Origin of the sequence: Bacillus sp. FCW2 (assembly GCF_021228595.1) — a bacterium.
In the GTDB taxonomy this organism is placed as follows: domain Bacteria; phylum Bacillota; class Bacilli; order Bacillales; family Bacillaceae; genus Bacillus; species Bacillus velezensis.
Window position 1 is genome coordinate 4085126 of record NZ_CP089436.1, and the last position, 19693, is coordinate 4104818.

16 protein-coding genes, 1 pseudogene and 1 riboswitch are annotated in these 19693 nt (G+C 48.8%); of the genes and pseudogenes, 1 reads left to right on the forward strand and 16 read right to left on the reverse strand.

The annotated features are described in order from the left end of the window. Positions 1-16: 16 nt before the first annotated feature. From K3G25_RS20930 to K3G25_RS20350, 11 genes and pseudogenes are all read right to left on the reverse strand, one after another. Positions 17-280: pseudogene (locus K3G25_RS20930) on the reverse strand (peptidoglycan-binding protein); the annotation flags it as partial. Between the two features lie 504 nt (positions 281-784). Beyond that, complete coding sequence (locus K3G25_RS20305) at positions 785-2506, reverse strand: pyruvate oxidase (RefSeq protein WP_232489498.1); 1722 nt, start codon at positions 2504-2506, stop codon at positions 785-787. A gap of 57 nt (positions 2507-2563) precedes the next feature. Then, positions 2564-3010, reverse strand: a complete 447-nt coding sequence (locus tag K3G25_RS20310; protein WP_232489499.1) for an NUDIX hydrolase — start codon at positions 3008-3010, stop codon at positions 2564-2566. Positions 3011-3063: 53 nt separating this feature from the next. Further along, on the reverse strand, positions 3064-4884 hold the full coding sequence (locus K3G25_RS20315; protein WP_232489500.1) for an APC family permease: 1821 nt from the start codon (positions 4882-4884) through the stop codon (positions 3064-3066). Between the two features lie 156 nt (positions 4885-5040). Further along, positions 5041-5187, reverse strand: a riboswitch (cyclic di-AMP (ydaO/yuaA leader). A gap of 134 nt (positions 5188-5321) precedes the next feature. Next, on the reverse strand, positions 5322-7427 hold the full coding sequence (locus K3G25_RS20320) for a cellulose biosynthesis cyclic di-GMP-binding regulatory protein BcsB (protein ID WP_232489501.1): 2106 nt from the start codon (positions 7425-7427) through the stop codon (positions 5322-5324). Positions 7428-7432: 5 nt separating this feature from the next. Then, complete coding sequence (locus K3G25_RS20325) at positions 7433-8695, reverse strand: glycosyltransferase family 2 protein (RefSeq protein ID WP_017419244.1); 1263 nt, start codon at positions 8693-8695, stop codon at positions 7433-7435. Further along, positions 8688-10415 (reverse strand): DUF2334 domain-containing protein, encoded by a 1728-nt coding sequence (locus K3G25_RS20330; protein WP_205160969.1) that lies wholly within the window; start codon positions 10413-10415, stop codon positions 8688-8690. Before K3G25_RS20330 ends, K3G25_RS20325 begins: the two co-directional genes overlap by 8 nt. Beyond that, positions 10405-11253, reverse strand: coding sequence for a diguanylate cyclase domain-containing protein (locus K3G25_RS20335; protein WP_014416937.1), 849 nt, complete (start codon positions 11251-11253; stop codon positions 10405-10407). The genes K3G25_RS20330 and K3G25_RS20335 overlap by 11 nt, the downstream gene beginning before the upstream one ends. Beyond that, positions 11234-12310: a lipoprotein YdaJ gene (locus K3G25_RS20340; protein WP_110124525.1), complete on the reverse strand. Its 1077-nt coding sequence runs from the start codon at positions 12308-12310 to the stop codon at positions 11234-11236. The genes K3G25_RS20335 and K3G25_RS20340 overlap by 20 nt, the downstream gene beginning before the upstream one ends. Positions 12311-12543: 233 nt before the next feature. After that, positions 12544-14730 (reverse strand): DNA topoisomerase III, encoded by a 2187-nt coding sequence (locus K3G25_RS20345; RefSeq protein ID WP_038461743.1) that lies wholly within the window; start codon positions 14728-14730, stop codon positions 12544-12546. A 63-nt stretch (positions 14731-14793) separates the two neighbouring features. Then, positions 14794-15228 (reverse strand): transcriptional regulator LrpC, encoded by a 435-nt coding sequence (locus K3G25_RS20350; protein ID WP_007410180.1) that lies wholly within the window; start codon positions 15226-15228, stop codon positions 14794-14796. A gap of 175 nt (positions 15229-15403) precedes the next feature. Here K3G25_RS20350 and K3G25_RS20355 point away from each other — a divergent pair, with 175 nt between their 5' ends. After that, on the forward strand, positions 15404-15694 hold the full coding sequence (locus K3G25_RS20355) for a DUF3817 domain-containing protein (RefSeq protein WP_007410179.1): 291 nt from the start codon (positions 15404-15406) through the stop codon (positions 15692-15694). Positions 15695-15731: 37 nt separating this feature from the next. On the opposite strand, the gene K3G25_RS20360 is transcribed toward K3G25_RS20355, so the two are convergent. The 5 genes from K3G25_RS20360 to K3G25_RS20380 form a co-directional block, all read right to left on the reverse strand. Next, positions 15732-16541 (reverse strand): lipid II flippase Amj, encoded by an 810-nt coding sequence (locus K3G25_RS20360; RefSeq protein ID WP_014416933.1) that lies wholly within the window; start codon positions 16539-16541, stop codon positions 15732-15734. A 497-nt stretch (positions 16542-17038) separates the two neighbouring features. Continuing rightward, positions 17039-17461: a pyridoxamine 5'-phosphate oxidase family protein gene (locus K3G25_RS20365; protein WP_029974297.1), complete on the reverse strand. Its 423-nt coding sequence runs from the start codon at positions 17459-17461 to the stop codon at positions 17039-17041. 6 nt (positions 17462-17467) lie between these two features. Then, complete coding sequence (locus K3G25_RS20370; RefSeq protein ID WP_022552606.1) at positions 17468-18091, reverse strand: GNAT family N-acetyltransferase; 624 nt, start codon at positions 18089-18091, stop codon at positions 17468-17470. A gap of 87 nt (positions 18092-18178) precedes the next feature. Next, a complete protein-coding gene (locus K3G25_RS20375) occupies positions 18179-18682 on the reverse strand; it encodes a D-lyxose/D-mannose family sugar isomerase (RefSeq protein ID WP_021495101.1) in 504 nt (167 codons plus the stop codon). 12 nt (positions 18683-18694) lie between these two features. Beyond that, complete coding sequence (locus K3G25_RS20380; protein ID WP_007410307.1) at positions 18695-19555, reverse strand: SDR family oxidoreductase; 861 nt, start codon at positions 19553-19555, stop codon at positions 18695-18697. Positions 19556-19693: the final 138 nt, after the last annotated feature.

The window sequence follows — 19693 nt, forward strand, 5'->3', positions numbered from 1 at the left end:
TTTAGAGCCTGCTTTTTTATTCCCTTTTTAACATTTCTCCAAGCCTTGCTTTCGTTTTCGGCCCGTAAATGCCGTCAGCAGGCAGTCCATACATGGACTGGAATCGTTTGACCGCGTTTGCTGTTTTCGAACCTTAATAGCCATCTATTCCGTTGTTCTTTGCCCCTTTGTCCGGATAATAATAGAGAGCCGCCAAAGCTGTCTGGATCTGTTTCACGGCCGTTCCCTTAGTTAAGGGGCTTGTCACTTTAAAAACGCCCGATGGCAGCGTGTAAGATGATTTTTTTCCTTTTGTTGGAGAGCTGGCCGAGTCCGTCAGCTTTAATACTTGGCCGACTTTGATAAAATTCGGGTCCTTGATACTGTTCAATCTCTGGATGGTGGCCATGTTTACGGCAGTTTTCTGTGCAATTACAGGGAGGACATCTCCCTTCTTGACGGTGTACGTCGCCACGCCAGTCTTTGTTCCTGTTTTTGCTGATAAGGGCTGTGCGATGCTAATGTGCGAACCACGTTTGTTATGAACTGTCCTGGCCCTCCAAAAGCTTTTTTATCAGCCATCGCTTGCTAGCTGCAGATTTTACGATTTTCTTTACCGTTTCCGCAGATTTTAATACGATATACTTTCGGTTACGGTTCCCGTCCTCTAAGCTTCCAAGCGGGTTCAAACTGCTGACCACTTCCTTACCATGGAAGGGGTCAGTAAAGAAATAATCATCAATAAGAAAGCCTAAAAAAATAAACAGGCATGCTGCCTGTTTATTTTTTTATAACCGCCGGCTTCTTAAAACAGCCGTTTTAAGCTTTTCTTGAGTGACGGCATTTCGATTTTTTGGTTTTCAAAGAAGTTTTTCAGCATGTATTTGCTGAAGCCCTTCGCTTGGCCGTAAGTGATTTTTCCCGGAAGCGGCGGCTCGTCGCCGATGACGGCGTCGATGACGACCGGCTCATTTGAGTTGAGCGCTTCATGAAAAGCGGGAGCCAATTCCTCGTGTTTCGTCACTTTGATGCCTTTTGCCCCGCAGCTTTCTGCAAAGGCGGCGTAATCCATATTTTGCAGCTGGGTGACGTAGTCAATGTTGCCTTTGACCCGCTGTTCATATTCAATCATGCCTAAATTTTCGTTGTTTAAAACGACAACCGTAATCGGCAGTTTGTATTTAACAGCCGTCGGCAGATCCTGCATCACCATTGAAAATCCGCCGTCTCCGCAAATGGCGATGGACTGCCGCTCAGGTTCAGCAAGGCTTGCGGCAATCGCTCCCGGAAGCCCGCATCCCATCGTGGCGAGCCAGCTTGAGACGATAAAGTCCTGCTTCTTCATCTTAAAATGGCGGGCCATCCACGCCGTAACCGTTCCGACATCCACTGACAGGACGGCGTTCTCTGCGGCCGCATCCTGAAGCCGGGCAATGACCTGCTGCGGCTTGAGCGGATGAGTCGCTTCGGTTTCATCCTTTTCGATTTCCTTCCACCAATGCTTCATGTGCTCGGTGCAGGCGTCCAAAAATCTTCTGTCTTCTTTATATTCAATGTATTCCGTCAGCTCTTTCAGCCCCAGAGCCGCATCACTGACGATTCCCGCATTGACGGGATAGCGCTTGCCGATTTTCGCCGGATCCGAATCAAGCTGAATGGCAGGCGTATCATCCGGGAGATAATCCCTGTATGGGAACGATGTGCCGAGCATGATCAGCAGATCGCATTCCTCCATTGCTTCGTAGGCGGGCTTTGTGCCGATTTGCCCGAGATTCCCGAGAAAGTGGGGATGGCTGTCAGGCACGACACCTTTTGCCGGAAGGGTAATCACAATCGGAGCGGCCGCTTTATCAGCGAATGCGAGCAGCTCCTCTTTTGCCGATTTTAACCCTTGGCCGGCGAGAATGACCGGTTTTTTTGCGTTGTTAATATATTGCGCGCATGTCACGAGATGTTCTTTTTTCGGCTCTATATCAGCTTTGAGGTATATCGGCGATGTGTAAACCGGCTCCCGTTTGATTTTTTGCGCGAATAAATCATCAGAAACGGTTAAAACGGCAACGCCTTTTTTGCTGTAAGCCGTGCGGATCGCCTGATTCAGAAGATCGGGCAGCGCTTCTGCCGTATGTACTTGCTGGTTGAACACCGCCACGTCCTCAAACATTTGCTCTAATTTGATTTCCTGAAAGCTGTCACGGCCGATTTCATCTGAGGCAACCTGTCCCGCAATCGCCAGCACCGGAACACCGTCCGCTTTGGCGTCGTATAAACCGTTCAGCAGATGAACGGCCCCCGGTCCTGCGATTGAAAGGCAGACACCGATCTGCCCGGTCAGTTTTGCCTCAGCCGCGGCAGCCAGGGCTGCGACTTCTTCGTGCCGGGTTTGGATGAATGTCAGGTTATTTCGTTCATGTCTCAGTTCTTCGATAAATTCATTAATGCTGTCTCCGGGAATGCCGTATATATGACCGACTCCCCATTGTTCAAGCAGCTCCGTCATTACGTGTCCTGCTGTTTTACTTGGCATACTGCATCCTCCTTTTACCTGTATTCATCCCCTTTTTCAAACGGGTTGAAACACGGGCTATACTCTCAGCTTTTTTCTCAGCAGATCAAGGATGGATAACAGATTCCGGTCTTTAAGGACTGCCTTATGATTTGCCGCCCCATTGAGTCCGTCTTTTATTTGCCGTTTTCTGTTCGGCACCATGAACAGCGGCAGCCGATTAGGACAAAACCAGCGTAAAGCGGCGGTTTCCGGCCCGTTCATCAGCGGTGTTCCTCCGGTAATGGCTCCGATGAAGACATGTTGTGTATCTTCAAATGCCGGCCTTTCATACTCACCGGCTTTTTGCAGGATGGTCACGTTATAACCGGTTTCTTCACAGGCCTCTCTGATGGCTGCGGATTCAGGTGTTTCACCTTCTTCAATCCTGCCCCCGGGCAAATCCCATAATGGAACGTCTTTTCGCTTTACGAGCAATATGTCCAGATTGTCATCTTGAATGATGACAAAAGCGCCTTGTGGCATGTCGTCCTCCTTTACAAAAAAGACCGCGGCATTTCAGCCTGCGGTCTTTGCCGTTACTTTTTAAAATGATACGGCAGGGTGGCGACGATTATGTCCTTCTTCCAAAACAGCCGGACTCGGAGCAAGAAGGCTGATTGGTTGTGAAGGATGGTCTGCCAGCGTTTTTTCGTAATGAATTGCGGAAACAGCACCATCACGGAGAACTGTTCTTTTTTCGCTTTTTGTTCGACCGTTTCCAAAAATTTATCAAACGGGTGAACCAGACTGCGGTATGAGGAATGCAGGGTGACGAGGCGGACGCCGTTATGAAGCTCTTCCCAGCGCTTTTCCACCTTTTTTTCGTTTTCTCTGTCAAAGGAAACATGAACCGCAATGACCTGATCCGATAATGATTTCGCATACTGAATCGATTTTTGGACGACGGTGGTGACACCGGCGACAGGCACGATGACGACGGTTCCCCTGATTTCCTCAGGCTGCTGATCAACGACCCGCAGCTGTTCGCCGACCGCGGTGTAGTGATTTTTAATGACGAAAAACAGCATGACGACAGCAGGCATGAATAACAGCACCGGCCAGACAAGATTGAACTTCGTCGCGAATAAAATACACAGCACCATAAATGAAATGGCGGCGCCGCATGAGTTGATCAGCATTTTTACCGCCCAGCCCTTCGGCTTCTGCCTGATCCACTTGATGCACATTCCCGTCTGCGACAGCGTAAACGGAATGAACACGCCGACGGCATAAAGCGGAATTAAATGTTCCGTGCGGCCGCCGAATAAAAGAATGAGCAAGATGGACGCGATACCGAGAAAGATGATTCCGTTTGAAAATCCTAATCGGTCGCCTCGTACCGTAAACATTCTCGGCATATACTGATCGCGCGCTAAATTAAACGCCAGCTGCGGAAAAGCGGAAAAGCCCGTATTCGCCGCAAGCACGAGAATCAAGGATGTAACGCCTTGAATGAAATAATACACCGTATGGCGGCCGAAAGTTTCCGCGGCGATTTGCGAAATAACGGTCTCGTCATGCTTCGGTCCCGTGCCGTATCCGTACGCCAGCACCGTAATCCCCGTAAATAAGATCGCCAGCAGAATCCCCATCATGGCCAAAGTGCGGGCCGCGTTTTTTGCCGGAGGATTTTTAAAGGCCGGGATCGCGTTTGAAATGGCTTCCACACCGGTCAGTGCCGAACAGCCGGATGAAAAGGCCTTCAGCAGCAAAAACAGCGTGATGCCCGCCACGGGTGTGCCGATCGGCGTGTGTTCGGCCGGATGAACCTGGCCCGTCATGAGCTTAAACAGTCCGACGACGATCAAAAGGACAAGCGCCGCCACAAACAGATAGACGGGATACGCCAAAATGGACGCCGACTCTGACAGTCCTCTCAAATTTAAAATCATAATCAGAATTACAAGCAAAACAGCAATGAGCAAATGATACGGGTGCAGGGCCGGAAATGCCGATGTAATGGCGTCAGTTCCGGCAGAAATGCTTACCGCCACCGTCAGAATATAATCAACAAGCAATGAGCCGCCCGCAATCAGACCCGGCTTCTCACCAAGGTTTTCTTTTGAAACCATATAAGCGCCCCCGCCTTGCGGATAAGCGTAAATAATCTGTCTGTAGGACAGAATCAAAGCAAGCAGCAAAGTGAGGACACCGGCTGCGATCGGAATGGAATACCAAAACGCGGCCGCGCTTACCGCAGCCAAAATGATCAGAATCTGTTCCGTTCCGTAAGCAACTGATGACAGCGCGTCTGAAGAAAGCATGGCGAGCGCCTTGAGTTTCGTGAGTTTCTGCTCTCCGGCTGCCTGTGATTTCAGCGGTTTCCCAATCAAAAATCTTTTGATTGAATGGTACATTTGTTGTTTTCCCCTTTTTTTCATTTTCCGTTTGATTTACAAACCCTTACTGCTATGATGTCTCCGAATAACGATTGCATGCCATATTTCAGCACAGCAAAAAGACACAGAGGCAAACGGATGCCCCTGCGCCATAATCGTGCACAGGTTTCATTCATCTCCTCTCATGAACGCTTACGAGGTTAGCTGTCGGATTCGGGCTGATGAGAGTTGGCCCTACCTGAAAAAGGATTCACCCCAAGCGGCATCACGCGCCGCAAATTGGTTCCCCCGCTCTGATTACAGATTAAGCGATATAGATTATAAAAGAGATCATACTCCCGTCCCGTTCAGTTGTAAAGGGGCTTTTATGCTGTTTCAAAAATAAAAAAATCACCGCCAAAAATGGAAATAAAAATACAAAAAAAGAGGCCTGTTAACAGCCTCTTTTTCCTTCATTACTCTTCGCTTTTTTCATGATCCGTTTTTCTTTTTTTCCTTCTTGCCGTCAGCCAGATCAGGCCGGCCGCAATGATCATAAGCGCCGCGAAAACAGCGATATACGTAACGTTCAGTGCTGCGGACCCGCTTTTCGTATCAGCCGCCGGACTGCTGTCATCGGACTTAATTTGCTGATGATTCGAAAACAGCTGCCGGCCGGCCGTTTCGTTAATGACGGTTGCGGCATCGCTTGTGCTGTCTAAAAAGCTGATCAGCTCTTTTGTGACAGACGCGCCGCTGCCTGATAACGGAGCAAAAACAGCGATGCTCCGGCCGGAGTCCCAAGGTGATTCCTGGGTAAACGCGACTTGTTTCGTTGTCTCATTCAGCATCTGAAACGAAGAAACATCGTACGCGCCGCTGCGGTCTGAGGGCACGAGAAGCTTAGAGGCGTTTGATTTCAAAAGCGGAATTTGCGGCAGGCCTCCGATAAACACAACATTCCGGCCTTTGGCATCCGCTTCCTTCATGTCTGATGCCGTCTTTACGGTAAAGCCGTTTCCGAATGAATCCGCCACCAGAGAAAGCTCTTTCAGTGTCTGCATGTTTACGTCATCCGGGATGACGATCACTGTTTTCTCTTTCCCGCCGCCCGCAAACGGGAGCGGCCATTGCCCGAAATCAGCTTTCTGCGCCGCATCGCTTACCGGATACGTCAGCGTGCTGCTTTTATCAATATAGACCCATTTGTTTTCGTCACGGTCGATACACGGATTGTTATGTTTCAAGCCTGATGTGACAAATTGCAGATCAATGTACCTGCTGCTTCGCAAAAGCTTCGGATCAATCGGGATTGAGACGTGGTAAAAGCCGTCTTTATCTTTATTGCCGAGATCATCAAGACGCACCGCATTCGGCTGTCCGTTGACCATGACGTTCAGCTCCGCTCTCTCGGCGTCATTTGCTGAATCCGCCTTCGTCCGGATCGATTCCGACGTTTTTAATGTAAGTGAAAGCTTGACCTTACCGTCTTTATCAACAGCGGCCGCCGCAGGGTAAAAGAAGTGCTCTGACGCCGTTTTGTTTGATCCGACCGTTACATTTCCCGCGCCGAAGTCCTCTAATGTCAGTTTATTGCCTGTCTTTTCCGCAGCGGGCTGAAGGCGGCCGATTGTCAAAGTATCTCCGCCCAGCTGAGCTGAATAAGCGCTGTCTGTGATGACGCGGATTTTATCCGCCAGCGTTTTGTCTGATTGCGCCGTGACAAACAGGACGGGCTGCCGTTTGTCCCCTGATGTCAGAACCCGTTCAGCGAGAAGAAGTTTGTTGTCTTCCGCTTTGATGTTCCCCTGTTCGAAAAGTTCTTTTATTTTCCCGTTCCAATGTTGATCAGCGCCGATGACAATTGACGGATTGCTGATTTTGCCGGCGTCGGATTCTTTTACATAGGATACCTTCAGCCTGCTGTCTGCCGTTTTCAGAAATGCTTCTGTTTTGACTGCGGCTTCAGCTTCCGCCGAGGTCGGTTTGTCAGGAAGAATAATATCGGTTTCTTCACCCGTATTGCCTGATTGGGCAAACGGATACGGGAAATGGCCGAGATCCGCTCCCTTTGACTTGCTTGCTTCTGAAAGCACAAGGCGGCTGTCCGGATAAATTTTTATCCAGTTGCCTGACGTATCCTGCCTGACGCAGACGCCCTCTTTTAATACGCCGTAAAATCGTAATGATACATTGTGATAGCCTTGGGCGGATTGGCTTTTGCTGAGATTGAGCTTCACCGTTTTCCTCTTGGAACTGCCGTCAAGCTTTATGGATTTGACGGGTTCATCATCAATGGCGATGGTTAAAGAAGACGGGGCAATTAATAAGTTTGACGCCTCGTAATCAATCAGAAGCGACTGATCGGCATTCGAAGCTCCCGCAGGAATCTGATAGGTCAGCTCTGCGCTGTCTTTCGCCCCGTACAGTGTCATCAGATCGCCAGTCAGCGCCTGCTGCTCTTTTGCGCCGGCGCTTGTTCCGAGGGCGGAACCGTCCGTTTTCAGTTCCCGGGCCGCGGCCGCCTGCCCGTTATACATCAATAGCAAAAGGCCGGTTATCAATATGATCGCTTTTTTCAAAAAGGTCACCCGCTTTTATTTTGATTGTATCGCTCCGTTTTGTACCACTTGACTTCCTGCTTGAACAAGCGGTGCTTGATCTCTGTGAATAATGACCAGATGACGAGCACGATCCAAGCCTGAGAGTATGTAAAGTACATCAGAAATACGATAAAGAAGTTTTGTTTGTTCATTTCTGTTTTTTCAATGCTTAAAGTAATCATGACCTCAGTCATAAACAGGAAAAAGGCCAGTATCCACAAAATCATCGCCAAAAACCCGACTGCCAGATGCAGGTCGTAAAAAAGATTGATGATAAAAATCGTGTTTGACATGATCACACCGAAGAAAAACAAAAAATACGTAAAAAAGAAATAAAACAGATCGAAGATGATCCGCTTGCGTTTCAGCTTGAAAAATTGGGATAAAAACTTGAGAACGACGTATTGGTTGCCGCGCGCCCATCTTGTCCGCTGACGCCACCAGACCTTCCATGTCTCAGGCTCCTGCTCCCATGTCACGGCCGCCGGGAAAAAGCGGATATGGTAGCCGAGATTATACACGCGGATGGTCAGCTCGGTATCCTCCGCCAGCGCCTTATCATCCCAGCCGCCGAGCTGTTCGATAATGCTCCGCCTGATCGCGAAGTTCGTCCCCGGGATGGTGGCGATTTTGAACCATTTCCATCTGCCGCCCTGCGCCATCCACTGAAAGCAGATGGTTTCAATATTGATAAACTTTGTCAGGATCGTTTTGGCCGCGTTGATGACACGGAATTTCCCGACAACCGCTCCCGCTTTCTCATCATTCATCAGACCGAGAACCAGGTAGTACACCGCCATTTTTTCCGGCGTATTGTCCGCATCATACACGCAGATCACGTCTCCGTTCGATTCCGCGAACCCTGAGTTCAGCGCCGAAGATTTTCCTTTTCCGGCGTTCGGAGGCTTTGTGATGACCATTTTAATGAAGTCATACTGACGGGAAAATTCATTGACGATGTCTCCCGTCCGGTCGGAGGAATTATCGTTAACGACGATGATCTCAAGCCTGTCTTTCGGATAATACAGGTTCACCATCGCCTTCAGCGTCTGCCTGATGACGACCTCCTCGTTATGCGCGGGAATGAGCACGCTGACCTTCGGGAGCTCCCCCATCTTTGCGCGCCATTTCGGAATGTTCCGTTCGAAGGTCATATAATGCCTGAATCCGCCCTGCATCAGAAACATGTGATAGAGAAGCATCACCCATATTAAACTTAATGAGATAAAAAACAGAATGTTACTCAAGGCTCCTTCTCTCCTTAAAGATTCGTTTTTTTAATGTGGCGCGCAAATAAAGAACGTAGCAGGCGAACATGATGATAAACAATAACACCACGCCGGAGAGAATCCAAAGCGCTTTTTCCAGAGGCGTCTGCTGATGGTGATTGAAAAAGGCCGTTATCGGATGAATCTTGTTTTCCACATGAATGGTTCCGTCTCCGTCCGTTTTGATCCTGACGCTGTCCGACGTTACCGTTTGCTTCGTTTTCTTCAGATCGAGCCACTCGCCGCCGGGAATCCGCTCCATCTGATTGACGAGCTCGGGGAGGTATTTCATGCCGAGATACGGATGGTAGAAACCGCCCGCCGTTCCGCCGCCGAAATCAATCATCTGCGAAATATGATTCTCCATATCTCCGAGCGGATTTTCCTTTGAGTTATCGGCATAACCGATTGTTTCAGGGTACAGCGTCATCCCGTCCAGCATAGCCGGCTTTGAGACGAACGGAGGGGCGCCCGAGGTTTTCCACGTCGTGCCGCTGAGCTGCACTTGTCCGAAAATGCTGGAGAAATAAGAAGATGCGATTTTGTAGCCTTCTTCAGACATCGTATAGTGCGGCGCTTCGAATGACAGCGGGTAAAGGCCGAGCTCTGTCAGATCGTCAATCGCCTGCTCCAGCTTCGTTCTCGTGTAGATGTTTTCTTTTTCACGGAAAGGCTTCACATACGCCCGGTACGCTTCTTCATTCGGAAAATCCTGTTCCTTTTCAAGCTTGACCGGAGTATCATCCGCATTTTCTGACGTAATCGGCTGATCCGCTTTGGCATCCCAAAATTCAAAGCCTTCTCCCGTTTCGCTGTATCGGTATGCGTGCGTGTAGCCGTGAATAATGATGCTGCCGCCCATTTGCTGAAGTTTTTTCAGGACGCTGACCATTTTCGGCTTGTCCGCCAGGTATACTTTTTCTCCGTTTTCCGGATTGAGATAGACCGGAATGACCGCCAGAATAAACGGAATGTGTCTTTTATGCAGGTAAGATCCCGCTTCGTAAAGCAATGTTTCATCTGACATCGGACTGATGTCTTCAAGCCGCAAGTAAAGGAGGGTGCCGCCCTCTGATTCTCCGAAAGCGCTGCGCAGCGCTTTCGCCGTCAGAAACGAATCATTTAACAGGCTCGTCACACCGAAATAATAGTCAGAGCGCGCCGTTTTCCACATAAAAGGGCGGGTGCCGCCGTCACCGGACCGGTATGTATAAAGGGGCTTTCCTTTTACTCCCGATACGCCGAGCACGGACATTCCTTTTTCAAGCGGCATGTCTGTTTTTTCTTTCTTGCTGTAAATGCGGTATACCGTTTCTTTTTCTGTCAGGGACAAACCCGCAAATTGGCGGAACTGTCCGGCGTTATAGCCGATGCTGATAAGCTGCTGCGGCATGCTGCTGATCAGAGACACAAATGATGTGCTGAGCTTTTTTTTCGTGACGCCGTAATAGATGACTCGCCGATTCTTTTTGAGGTCCGCGGCTGTGATGTCTCCGTCGCTTTTCACGGTGACGGCTGATGAGAAATGGCCCGCGGTCAGATCAAGCATTTTGACCTCAGCGGTTTCTTTGCCGTCCGTGCTTGTATAAATAATGAGAATGCCGTCCTTTTTGTCTTTTGCTTCCGCCGTAAGGGGAACATAAACCGCCGAAATCATGAAGAGCGCCGAGAGTAAGAGACGTATCCATTTAGAGTTCATTCATCATCATCTCGTTTTCCAGTTCATTTAAAAATTGCTCGGCCGTTTGTAAATCCTTTCGGTACGCCAAGTAACATACACGGAAGGTGATGGAGACGTATTTACCGTTTTGCAGCCGGTACGTATCCAATTCCTTTTTCAGCTTCGCCAGAACGGCCGGCATGTTTTCTTCAGGCGTATGGGTCAGCACGATGCCGAACCGTTCGGCGGACGGCCTGAATTTTTTGTCTGTTTCCCGAACGCTTGACCGGATTTGGCGGCTGATAAATGCCAGCAGACGGTCGGTCTCTTTTTCTCCGTAGAGGGATTTGAATTCCTTGAAATAATGCATGTGCAGCAGCAAAAAGACGAAGGAATTGCCGTAGCGTTCCGCCCGCTTGATTTCCTCGGAAAGCTCCAGCTTCATCCGCAGATGGTTGTCAAAGCCGGTCACCCTGTCGACGGCGACAAAGCTCGTAATCTCTTCACGCAGCTGTTTCACTGAGCGCTCAAGCCCCTTCGCCAACTCGTGAATCCTTCCCGCTATGTAAGAAAAGAGCAGCAGCGCAATCCCCCAAATGACCAGCACCTGCAGACTTTCGGCACCGGCAGACGCCATAAAGCCCCCGGTCTGAAACCACAGGAGCAGGCTGCCGAGAACAAATAAGACGAGTAAGGTGATGACGAGCGCGTAGATTGCCCCGAACCATATGCCGGCTCCCGTGACAAGCAATGTGATGCAGGTTATCAGAAGCCCTGCGGATTGCTGAGACGCATAGTAAATAAAAAAAGACAGCAGCACCAGCATAACTGCTGTGTAGCTGCACAGTTTTTGTGATTCATTGAATGATATTTTCATTAAACAATTTCCTTTCAGCCAGAAGCGGCAGCAGGTTATCGAAAGAATGTGTATCGCCCCCGCTCATATAGCCGCCGTAATCAGGTTTCAGCGTGTCCAGTGTTTCAAATGAAGTCATTCTTTCATAAAGCGGCTTGATGACAGCCGGATCAGCTTTTTGTTCTGCTAAAAAAAGAACGGCCAGGGCGTAAACGGACGGTGATTCGTATTGAACCGCCGGCTCCTTCGTGTCTGCGATGTACCGTCCGTACAGCTGTCCGCGCGACTTCCATTCTTCTATGATCCATTTTGACAGCACGGCGGCTTTGTCATCGCCCCGCTTCAGATTCACGGCGGCGTACAGCTGGTCGATGACATTCACTTCGCTGTCATATTTGTATTCCTTTGTTTCAGTATTGAACGATTTCGGCAGAAAACCATTTTTCAGGGGCGCAAGATTGAGAACATCAAGGTTCCGGTTTTCCGTTTTCTCATCGATAATCCCCTTTTCTCTGAGCATCTGTAAGGCGCCGGGGTCGACATAGGACAACGTCACGGTCTTTGATGCGGCATTTGAAGCGGCATCATAATAATCCGTAAAATACCCGTCATTCGTATTGTATTTTTCCAGCGCCTTCCCGATCTGCACCGCTGTTTTCCCGTATTCACTGTTACCCCACAGGGTTCCGGCCTCATTCAGACAGTTCATGATTCTGAAATCATCAATTAAGGCATTGATGCCGCTCGCTTTATTCCCGTCAATCTTCCACGACACGAGCCCGTTTTTCGTCAGAAACGAATCGGTGAGAAGCTGATATTGCGCTTGAAACTGCCGTTCATCTTTCCTGTTCAGCAAAAATGCCATCCATAGTCCGAGAGACTCAGATAAATATTCCGGCTCACCGGATATGTTCGTCCGGATCATCCCCCGCCCGTTCATCAATTTATGATAAATAAAATGCTCTGCGGGCTGAAGCGGTTCGGCCGCCGCCTGTTTTTCAGTGCCGGCCTCCGCGCACCCCGCCGTCAGAACGATCGAAATCAAAAGGATCATCAGACGAAAAACGAATTGCTTCACAGTCTATCCTCCTATTTTACAAATCCTTTTTTAGACCCATATCTTATTTTTTCACAAAGTATTTTTACTATATAGGAAACGATAAAAGAATACTAGCATTTTTTCACATTGGGAAATTTTAAATGGGAGCACCGCCTGCTCACCTTTTCCCTCTTCACATGGATCGTATTCCCATTACAGTAAAAAACACAAAAAAAGGCAGCATTTCGTTACAAATGCTGCCTTTCTCTGATCTATTTATCCAGGCCGAGTTTTTTCAGCTGTTCTGCCAGCGCGTTGTTCATCGGCTCCTCTTTGTTTTGGCTTTTCATATAAGAGTTGATGTCCCGCTTGGATGCGCGTCCGGATTTATCTTTCGCCTTGCGCTTTTCAAAGACGGACAGTTTCTCCCGGTGGCCGCATACACATGCGAAGGTTTGGCCTTCACCCTGGCCGCGAAGCTCCATTTTCTTATGACAGTTCGGACAGCGGGCGTTTGTTTTTCTTGCCAGCGTTTTCCGGCTGCCGCACTCACGATCCTGACATACGAGCATCGTGCCGCGTTTGCCGTTGACTTTAAGCATCATTTTGCCGCAATCAGGGCAGGCGGTGCCTGAAATGTTGTCATGTCTGAAAGTTTGGCTGCTGTTTTTGATTTCCTTCACCGTTTTGCCCGCATATGTTTTCATGTCTTTAATGAACACGGCGGATTTCAGTTTGCCCGCTGCGATGGCGGAGAGCTTTTGCTCCCACTCAGCGGTTAAGGCCGGCGATTTTAAATCTTCCGGGACGAGCTGTAAGAGCTGCTTCCCTTTTGACGTGATGAAAATATCTTTTTCTTTTTTCTCGATTAAGAAACTGTTGAACAGTTTTTCAATGATATCAGCGCGGGTGGCGACTGTTCCGAGTCCGCCGGTTTCACCCAATGTTTTCACAAGGTTCTTCTCTTCTCCCTGCATAAAGGCGCTTGGGTTCTCCATTGCGGATAACAGCGTGCCTTCATTAAAGCGCGCCGGCGGTTTCGTCTGTCCGCTCGTTTCTTTCAATGATGAGACAGTGAGGCGCTGACCCTGCTGAAGATCCGGGAGCGTCTGGTCTTTGTCTTCCTCGTGATCGTCGTCATTCTCGTACATATCATACACGGCTTTCCAGCCAGGCGATTGAACCGTTTTCCCTTTTGCGGTAAATGTTTCGCCGCCGATATCGGCTGTAACCTTTGTTTCTTCGTATTCGAACGCCGGCATTAACACGGCGAGAAAACGTTTGGCAATCAGATCGTAAAGCTTTCGTTCTTTGTCGCTGAGGCTTGAAAGGATCAGCGGCTCCTCTGTCGGAATGATGGCATGGTGATCCGATACTTTCGCATCATTGACGAATCCTTTATGCGCTTTGACGCCCCGCTTCAGTATTTGATTGACGTACTGTGCGTACGGCCTAACTTCCATGCCGTTTAAACGGTCTTTTAAAGTCGGTACGATGTCTGCGGAAAGGAATCTGGAATCCGTCCGCGGGTAAGTGACAAGCTTATGCTGTTCATACAGCTTTTGAAGCACGGACAGCGTCTCTTTTGCGGAAAAACCGAAGCGCTTATGAGCGTCCCGCTGCAATTCCGTCAAGTCGTAAAGACCGGGTGCGAAGCTTTTCTTCGCCATTTTTTTCAATTCTGAGATGACTGCCGGCTTTCCTTGCAGATCTTTTGCCAAACGGCCGGTCACCGTCTGATCGAATGTTCTTGTCTGCTTTGTTTTTTTATCCTGCCATGTCAGCGTCATCTGATCAGCCGCCGCGCGGAGACCGTAATAAGGAACGGGTTTGAACGCCTGAATGTCCGCTTCACGCTTGGCGATCATCGCCAGTGTCGGAGTCTGGACGCGTCCGCATGACAGCTGCGCGTTAAATTTCGTGGTCAGGGCGCGGGTCGCGTTGATGCCGACGATCCAATCCGCTTCCGCTCTGGCAACCGCGGAATGATACAGGTTTTCGTACTCTTTGCCGCTGCGGAGCTTCTGGAATCCTTCTTTAATCGCCTTATCTGTCACAGAGGAAATCCACAGCCGCTTAATCGGTTTGCGGACGTTTGCCTTTTCGATAATCCAGCGGGCCACAAGCTCCCCTTCCCGTCCTGCGTCTGTAGCGATTACGATCTGGCTGACGTCTTTCCGGACAAGCTGAGCTTTGACCGCATTGAACTGTTTTCCTGTTTTTTTAATGACGACGAGCTTTAAAGGCTCCGGAATAATCGGCAGATCCTCAAGCCGCCATGATTGAAATTCTTTGCCGTATCCTTCAGGGTCAGCGAGCGTTACCAGATGCCCGAGCGCCCATGTGACGATGTAGCGGTCGCCTTCAAGATATCCGTTTCCTTTTTTATGACACTTCAGCACGCGGGCCAAGTCCCGGCCGACTGAAGGTTTTTCAGCTAATACAACTGTTTTTGACATGCTTTTCACTTCTCTTTCTTTCACAATCATCCTGTTATTATAACAGACTTCCTCACGCTCTCTCTAATCGAGGACGTTTTTTGTGTCAATTTCTGAGAAAATGACGTGGGTCACGGTTTGGGCATACGGAGAGGTGCGGTTAATGAAGTGTTCGATCGTTTCCAGGCTGTCCGCGTTCATCTTCAGCATATAACACGCCGCGCCGGCGACCCGAAAACAAAATTCAATGTTGGGAATGGATTGAATGTAGGTTTTGAATTGATCGTATTTTCCGTTTTTCACCGTCGCTTCGACAATGCAGGAAACGGGAAGTCCGATCTTTTTTTGATCAATGTCCAATGTATAGCGCTTAATAACGCCGAAGGATTCAAGCTGTCTGACACGCTCTGTGACGGACGGGGCTGACAATTTGATTTTTCTGCCAAGCTCCCGCATGGACAGGCGGCTGTCCCGCTGCAGCTCTTTAATGATGCTCAGATCAACATTATCTAGTTTCATGACTGTAGTCCTTCCTTACCCTTTTGGCTATATTATCAAGAGAAATCCGAAAAATGACAAGAACAACAGGCTGAAATCATGAAGGTTTTTTAGGAACAGACGCGAAATGGTCATATTAGGACTGCCCTTTGCTTATAGTATAGAGGAAAAAAGATGTCCGACAGGAGGGAGCTGTATGTTACACACGCCGATCGGCAGACTTCGCACGATGGGGTTTATTGAAGGAATGTCGCTTTTGGTGCTGCTGTTTATCGCGATGCCGCTGAAGTATTGGGCTCATCATCCGCTCGCCGTCACTATTGCCGGTTCCATTCACGGCGGTTTGTTTATCATTTATCTGGCGGTGCTGGCGTATGCGGCGTTTACTGTCAAATGGCATGTGAAATGGTCAGCCGCCGGTTTTATCGCGGCCTTTATTCCGTTCGGTAATTTTATTTATGATCGCGGCCTGAGACATTATCAATAAAAAAGCTCCTCTTCTGCAGAGGAGCTTTTTTCATGCGTTACATCCATTTCGTCACCCAGGCGATATAATAAGCGCCGGGGATGAATACGAGCTGGGCGAGAAGCGTGCCCGCGACCCTTGATGTGACCATCGTCAATGATGTCCATTTTAAGGAGACGTAGCTGCGCTTGCCCTTCGCCACATCGTCTGCCAGTACGGAAACTTTCGGATCAACAAACACAGCCAACAGCATAGTCGCAACTCCGTTGATTAAGCCTGATGCCATCACGGCCGTCGTGCTGTGCTCAGGCGCCAGAAGGCCGGCGTACAGAGCGGACAGAACACCGATCGTGTAAATAGACGTAATGACCATATTAATGACAAACAAGCGTTTCGGGATCATTCGGAATTGAAGCCCCTTTAAATAGGAGACTGACGGCAGTCTGATATAAGAACGCGCATGCTTCAGCCCGTTCAGTGAAAATCCTTTTTTAAATACCTGCATAACGGAGCCTCCTCCGTCCGCCAAGTGTATAATCGCCCTGGTGAATAACGCGACGAATGTCGGCAAAAGACAGATGCCGAGTATCGTTCCGACCGTGGAGCCGAATATTAAAAATCGAAACTGGGCGCCCACAAGAGACAGGGCGTTTGATCCGGCGGCATCAATCAGATGTCCGGTAAACGGCTGCTGAACCATGTTTGACATGCGCGACACGATGACCATGACATTAAATAATGACAGCGCGGACGCGATAAAACCGACTCTCGCGCCGGAAAGGCGTGTTGCATAGGCAAGCGTTTCAATCGAATGTATCAGCAGCAGAAAACAGAAGATAAACAGTACTTGTGAAGTAATAACGTGCAATGTATGATTCCTCCAAATCTTTTCTACTGATTAGACTCTGCAGACTGCGGCGAGGTTTCGGCCGGTTGCATAAAAAAACCGCCCGGATGCCCGGCGCGGTTTTGTCTTATTCTTTTCTTACGCAAATAAATAATATATGGTTGCCCGCCTTAGCCCGCGGGTGATTCGTATTAACAGTTCCGATAGAATCATTCTTCGAAAGTAAACACCATGGAAGTTCTTGAACACAAGACAACGAAAGCCCTACCTCTCAATCGTCACTGCGGCTCCGAAGCCGCGCCGGTGTGAATTGTAAAACAAAAAGTCTTTTTTCCATCTCTTCGTTAGGGGCGAATGTCAGAAGGAAAAGAATAAGCTCAGCTTTTTTTCAAGCTGTCCGTTGAAGCCTGAAGCTTCTATATCAAAACAGAAAAAAGAAGTTTACTTTCTTTTTTATTTGCATGTTGTCACTTAGCAATTAAGTATAACAGATTGCCCCTGAATGATCAAATGATTTATTAAAGTTCCAGCTCGGCCGGCGTTTTTTCACCCGCGTTCATGAGCTTGATCTGCTTCGGTTCAATTTCAAGAATCACCATGTTCGGATCGTCTTTTCCGTCAAACCAGCGTTCCAGTTTCGGATCCCACAGCTTTTCTTTTAAATCGGCTGAGTTGTTCAGTTTGGCGGTTCCGGCCACTTCCACATAAGCGTCACCGAATCCTTCGCAGTCATACCCTAACAGAATATGAACATTCGGATTGTTTTCAATTTCTTCCGCTTTATGAGTGTCTTTGCTCGTCGGCGTGTAAATCGTTAAGCCGTCATGGAAAAATGTCATGTAGCGTGAATGCGGTTTGCCTTGCTCTACCGTCGCAAGCGAACCGACTTTATGATGATCCAGTACTTCAAGCACTTTTTCTTTGATTTCATTTTGATTCATGAAGAATCACTCCTTTTTAACGTCTCCGCTGTTACTTTTCCACATTGGGGAGACATTTAAACCAAGAAATGTGCTCTTCTGCCGATCTTCGCTCCATTCCCGCTTCAGCATGCTGTAGGTCACCGTGTCATGATAGGCGCCCTGTACGAAAATGCCTTCTCTCGTCAGTCCTTCTTTCTGAAATCCGAGCCGCTCCGCCACCGCCCTGCTTTTCGTGTTTTTTTCAGCCGCGCTGATCATGATGCGGTTCAGGCCGAGATCCTGAAATGCATGGGTGATGACCGCCCGGCAGCTTGCGGTGATAATGCCGAATCCTTCATGCTCTCGATCCAGCCAGTAGCCGATCTCTGCTTTTTGATTGACTGGATCGGCATTATGGATGCTGATCATGCCGCAAAACCGGCCCTTCACAAAAATTCCGGCGTCAAACCCATTCTCTTCCGCGTATTTATAACGCCATTCAGGGATGATCACATCTCGGTACGTATCGATATCAGCCAGTTCTTCCGCCCAGCTGAGCCATTCGCTGAGATGGTTTTGATTTCGCTTCATAACAGAATACAATTCGTCCGTATCTTCTTTGGCAAGCAATCTGATCGTCAGATGTTCCCGGATTTGACAGGAAAACACGACCACACCTTCTTTCCTTTATTAGCCATTATACAGGTAAATTCATTTTTTTCCATACAAAAAAAGATGAGGCGTGCAGCCTCATCCTTAAATGCGCGGGTCGGTGAAAACATCGTGATCATCCGTGCTTGTCGATGACATTTCCGTAATGACCGCCCCTTCTTCTCCCGCTTGAAACCAATGCTTCGTATCCGGCGGAATGGTGTATTGTCCGCCCGGCTCAAGCACAATCTCATGCCAGACGGTGTAGTATTCCTTGTCTTCTTCCGGCGGGAGGACGCTTGGGTTCTCTGTCTTTTCACCTTCCACGTAGAGGTACACCTTCCCCCAGCGGCAGCGGAATGTCTCTTGTTTTCCCTTCTCGCCGCCGACCGGCGGATGGCGGTGTTCCGGACACGTCTGGCCCGGGAAGAGCACCAATTCTTTCGAACAGTAGCGGTCGGTATTCACGTAAATAAACAGCTGAAGCCCGGTTTCCTCAAGCTTGTCTAAGCCGTAATCCATGATTTGAATGTCTTCGACTTCATCATCAGTCAGAACGATTCCCGCTTTTTGATAGTATGCATTCACGTCATGTTTCGATATCGTCATGCTTCAGCCCCCTTATGTGGTCACAAATTTGCCGCCGTTGACATGCAGCGTCTGCCCGGTCATATAAGATGATTCATCTGAGGCCAAGAGCACATAGCAGCCGACATGTTCAACAGGCTGGCCTGCCCGGCCCATCGGCGTAGTCTGACCGAAGGAAGCGACTGTTTCTTCTGAGAATGTCGCCGGAATAAGCGGTGTCCAGATCGGCCCCGGCGCCACGGCGTTGACACGGATACCGTCGTTGACGAGTGCTTGCGCCATGGATCTCGTAAAACCGTTAATCGCGCCTTTCGTAGCCGTGTAGTCAATCAGCTGCGGATTGCCTGTGTAAGGATTAATGGATGTCGTATTGATGATCGCGCTGCCCGGCTTCATGTAATCAATCGCTTTTTTAGTCAAATAAAATTGTGAGTAAAAGTTTGTCTTAAAGGTTCTGTGAAGCTGCTCGCTTGTGATGTCTTTAATGCTTTCTTTCGGATGCTGTTCCGCGGCGTTATTCACGAGAATATCAAGACGCCCGAATTCTTCAACCGTTTTTTCAACGGCTTCATTACAAAAGTCTTCCTCACCGACATCGCCAGGGATTAACAGACATTTTACGCCTTCTTCTTCCACTCGTTTTTTTGTATCTTCCGCATCACCATGTTCATCAAAATAGACGATCGCGACATTTGCGCCTTCCTTCGCGTAAGCAACCGCTACGGCGCGTCCGATACCGCTGTCGCCCCCTGTGATAAGTGCGGTTTTCCCTTTTAATTTATCAGCGCCTTTATATTCTTTGTATTCGTAAACAGGCGCCGGATTCATTTCGCTTTCAATGCCCGGCTGGCGGTTTTGTGATTCCGCCGGGAATTCCTTCGGATAGTTTTCCATGTCAAGTTCCTCCTTCTTGTTCGATCTCATATTTCTTGTCTACCTCGGCTGTCTTTTGGATAAACATGAATGAGACAGTTCAAAACGTTTTCGGAGAAAAATGTTTCACATGGAACGCAAGAAAAAAACCCGGCTGGC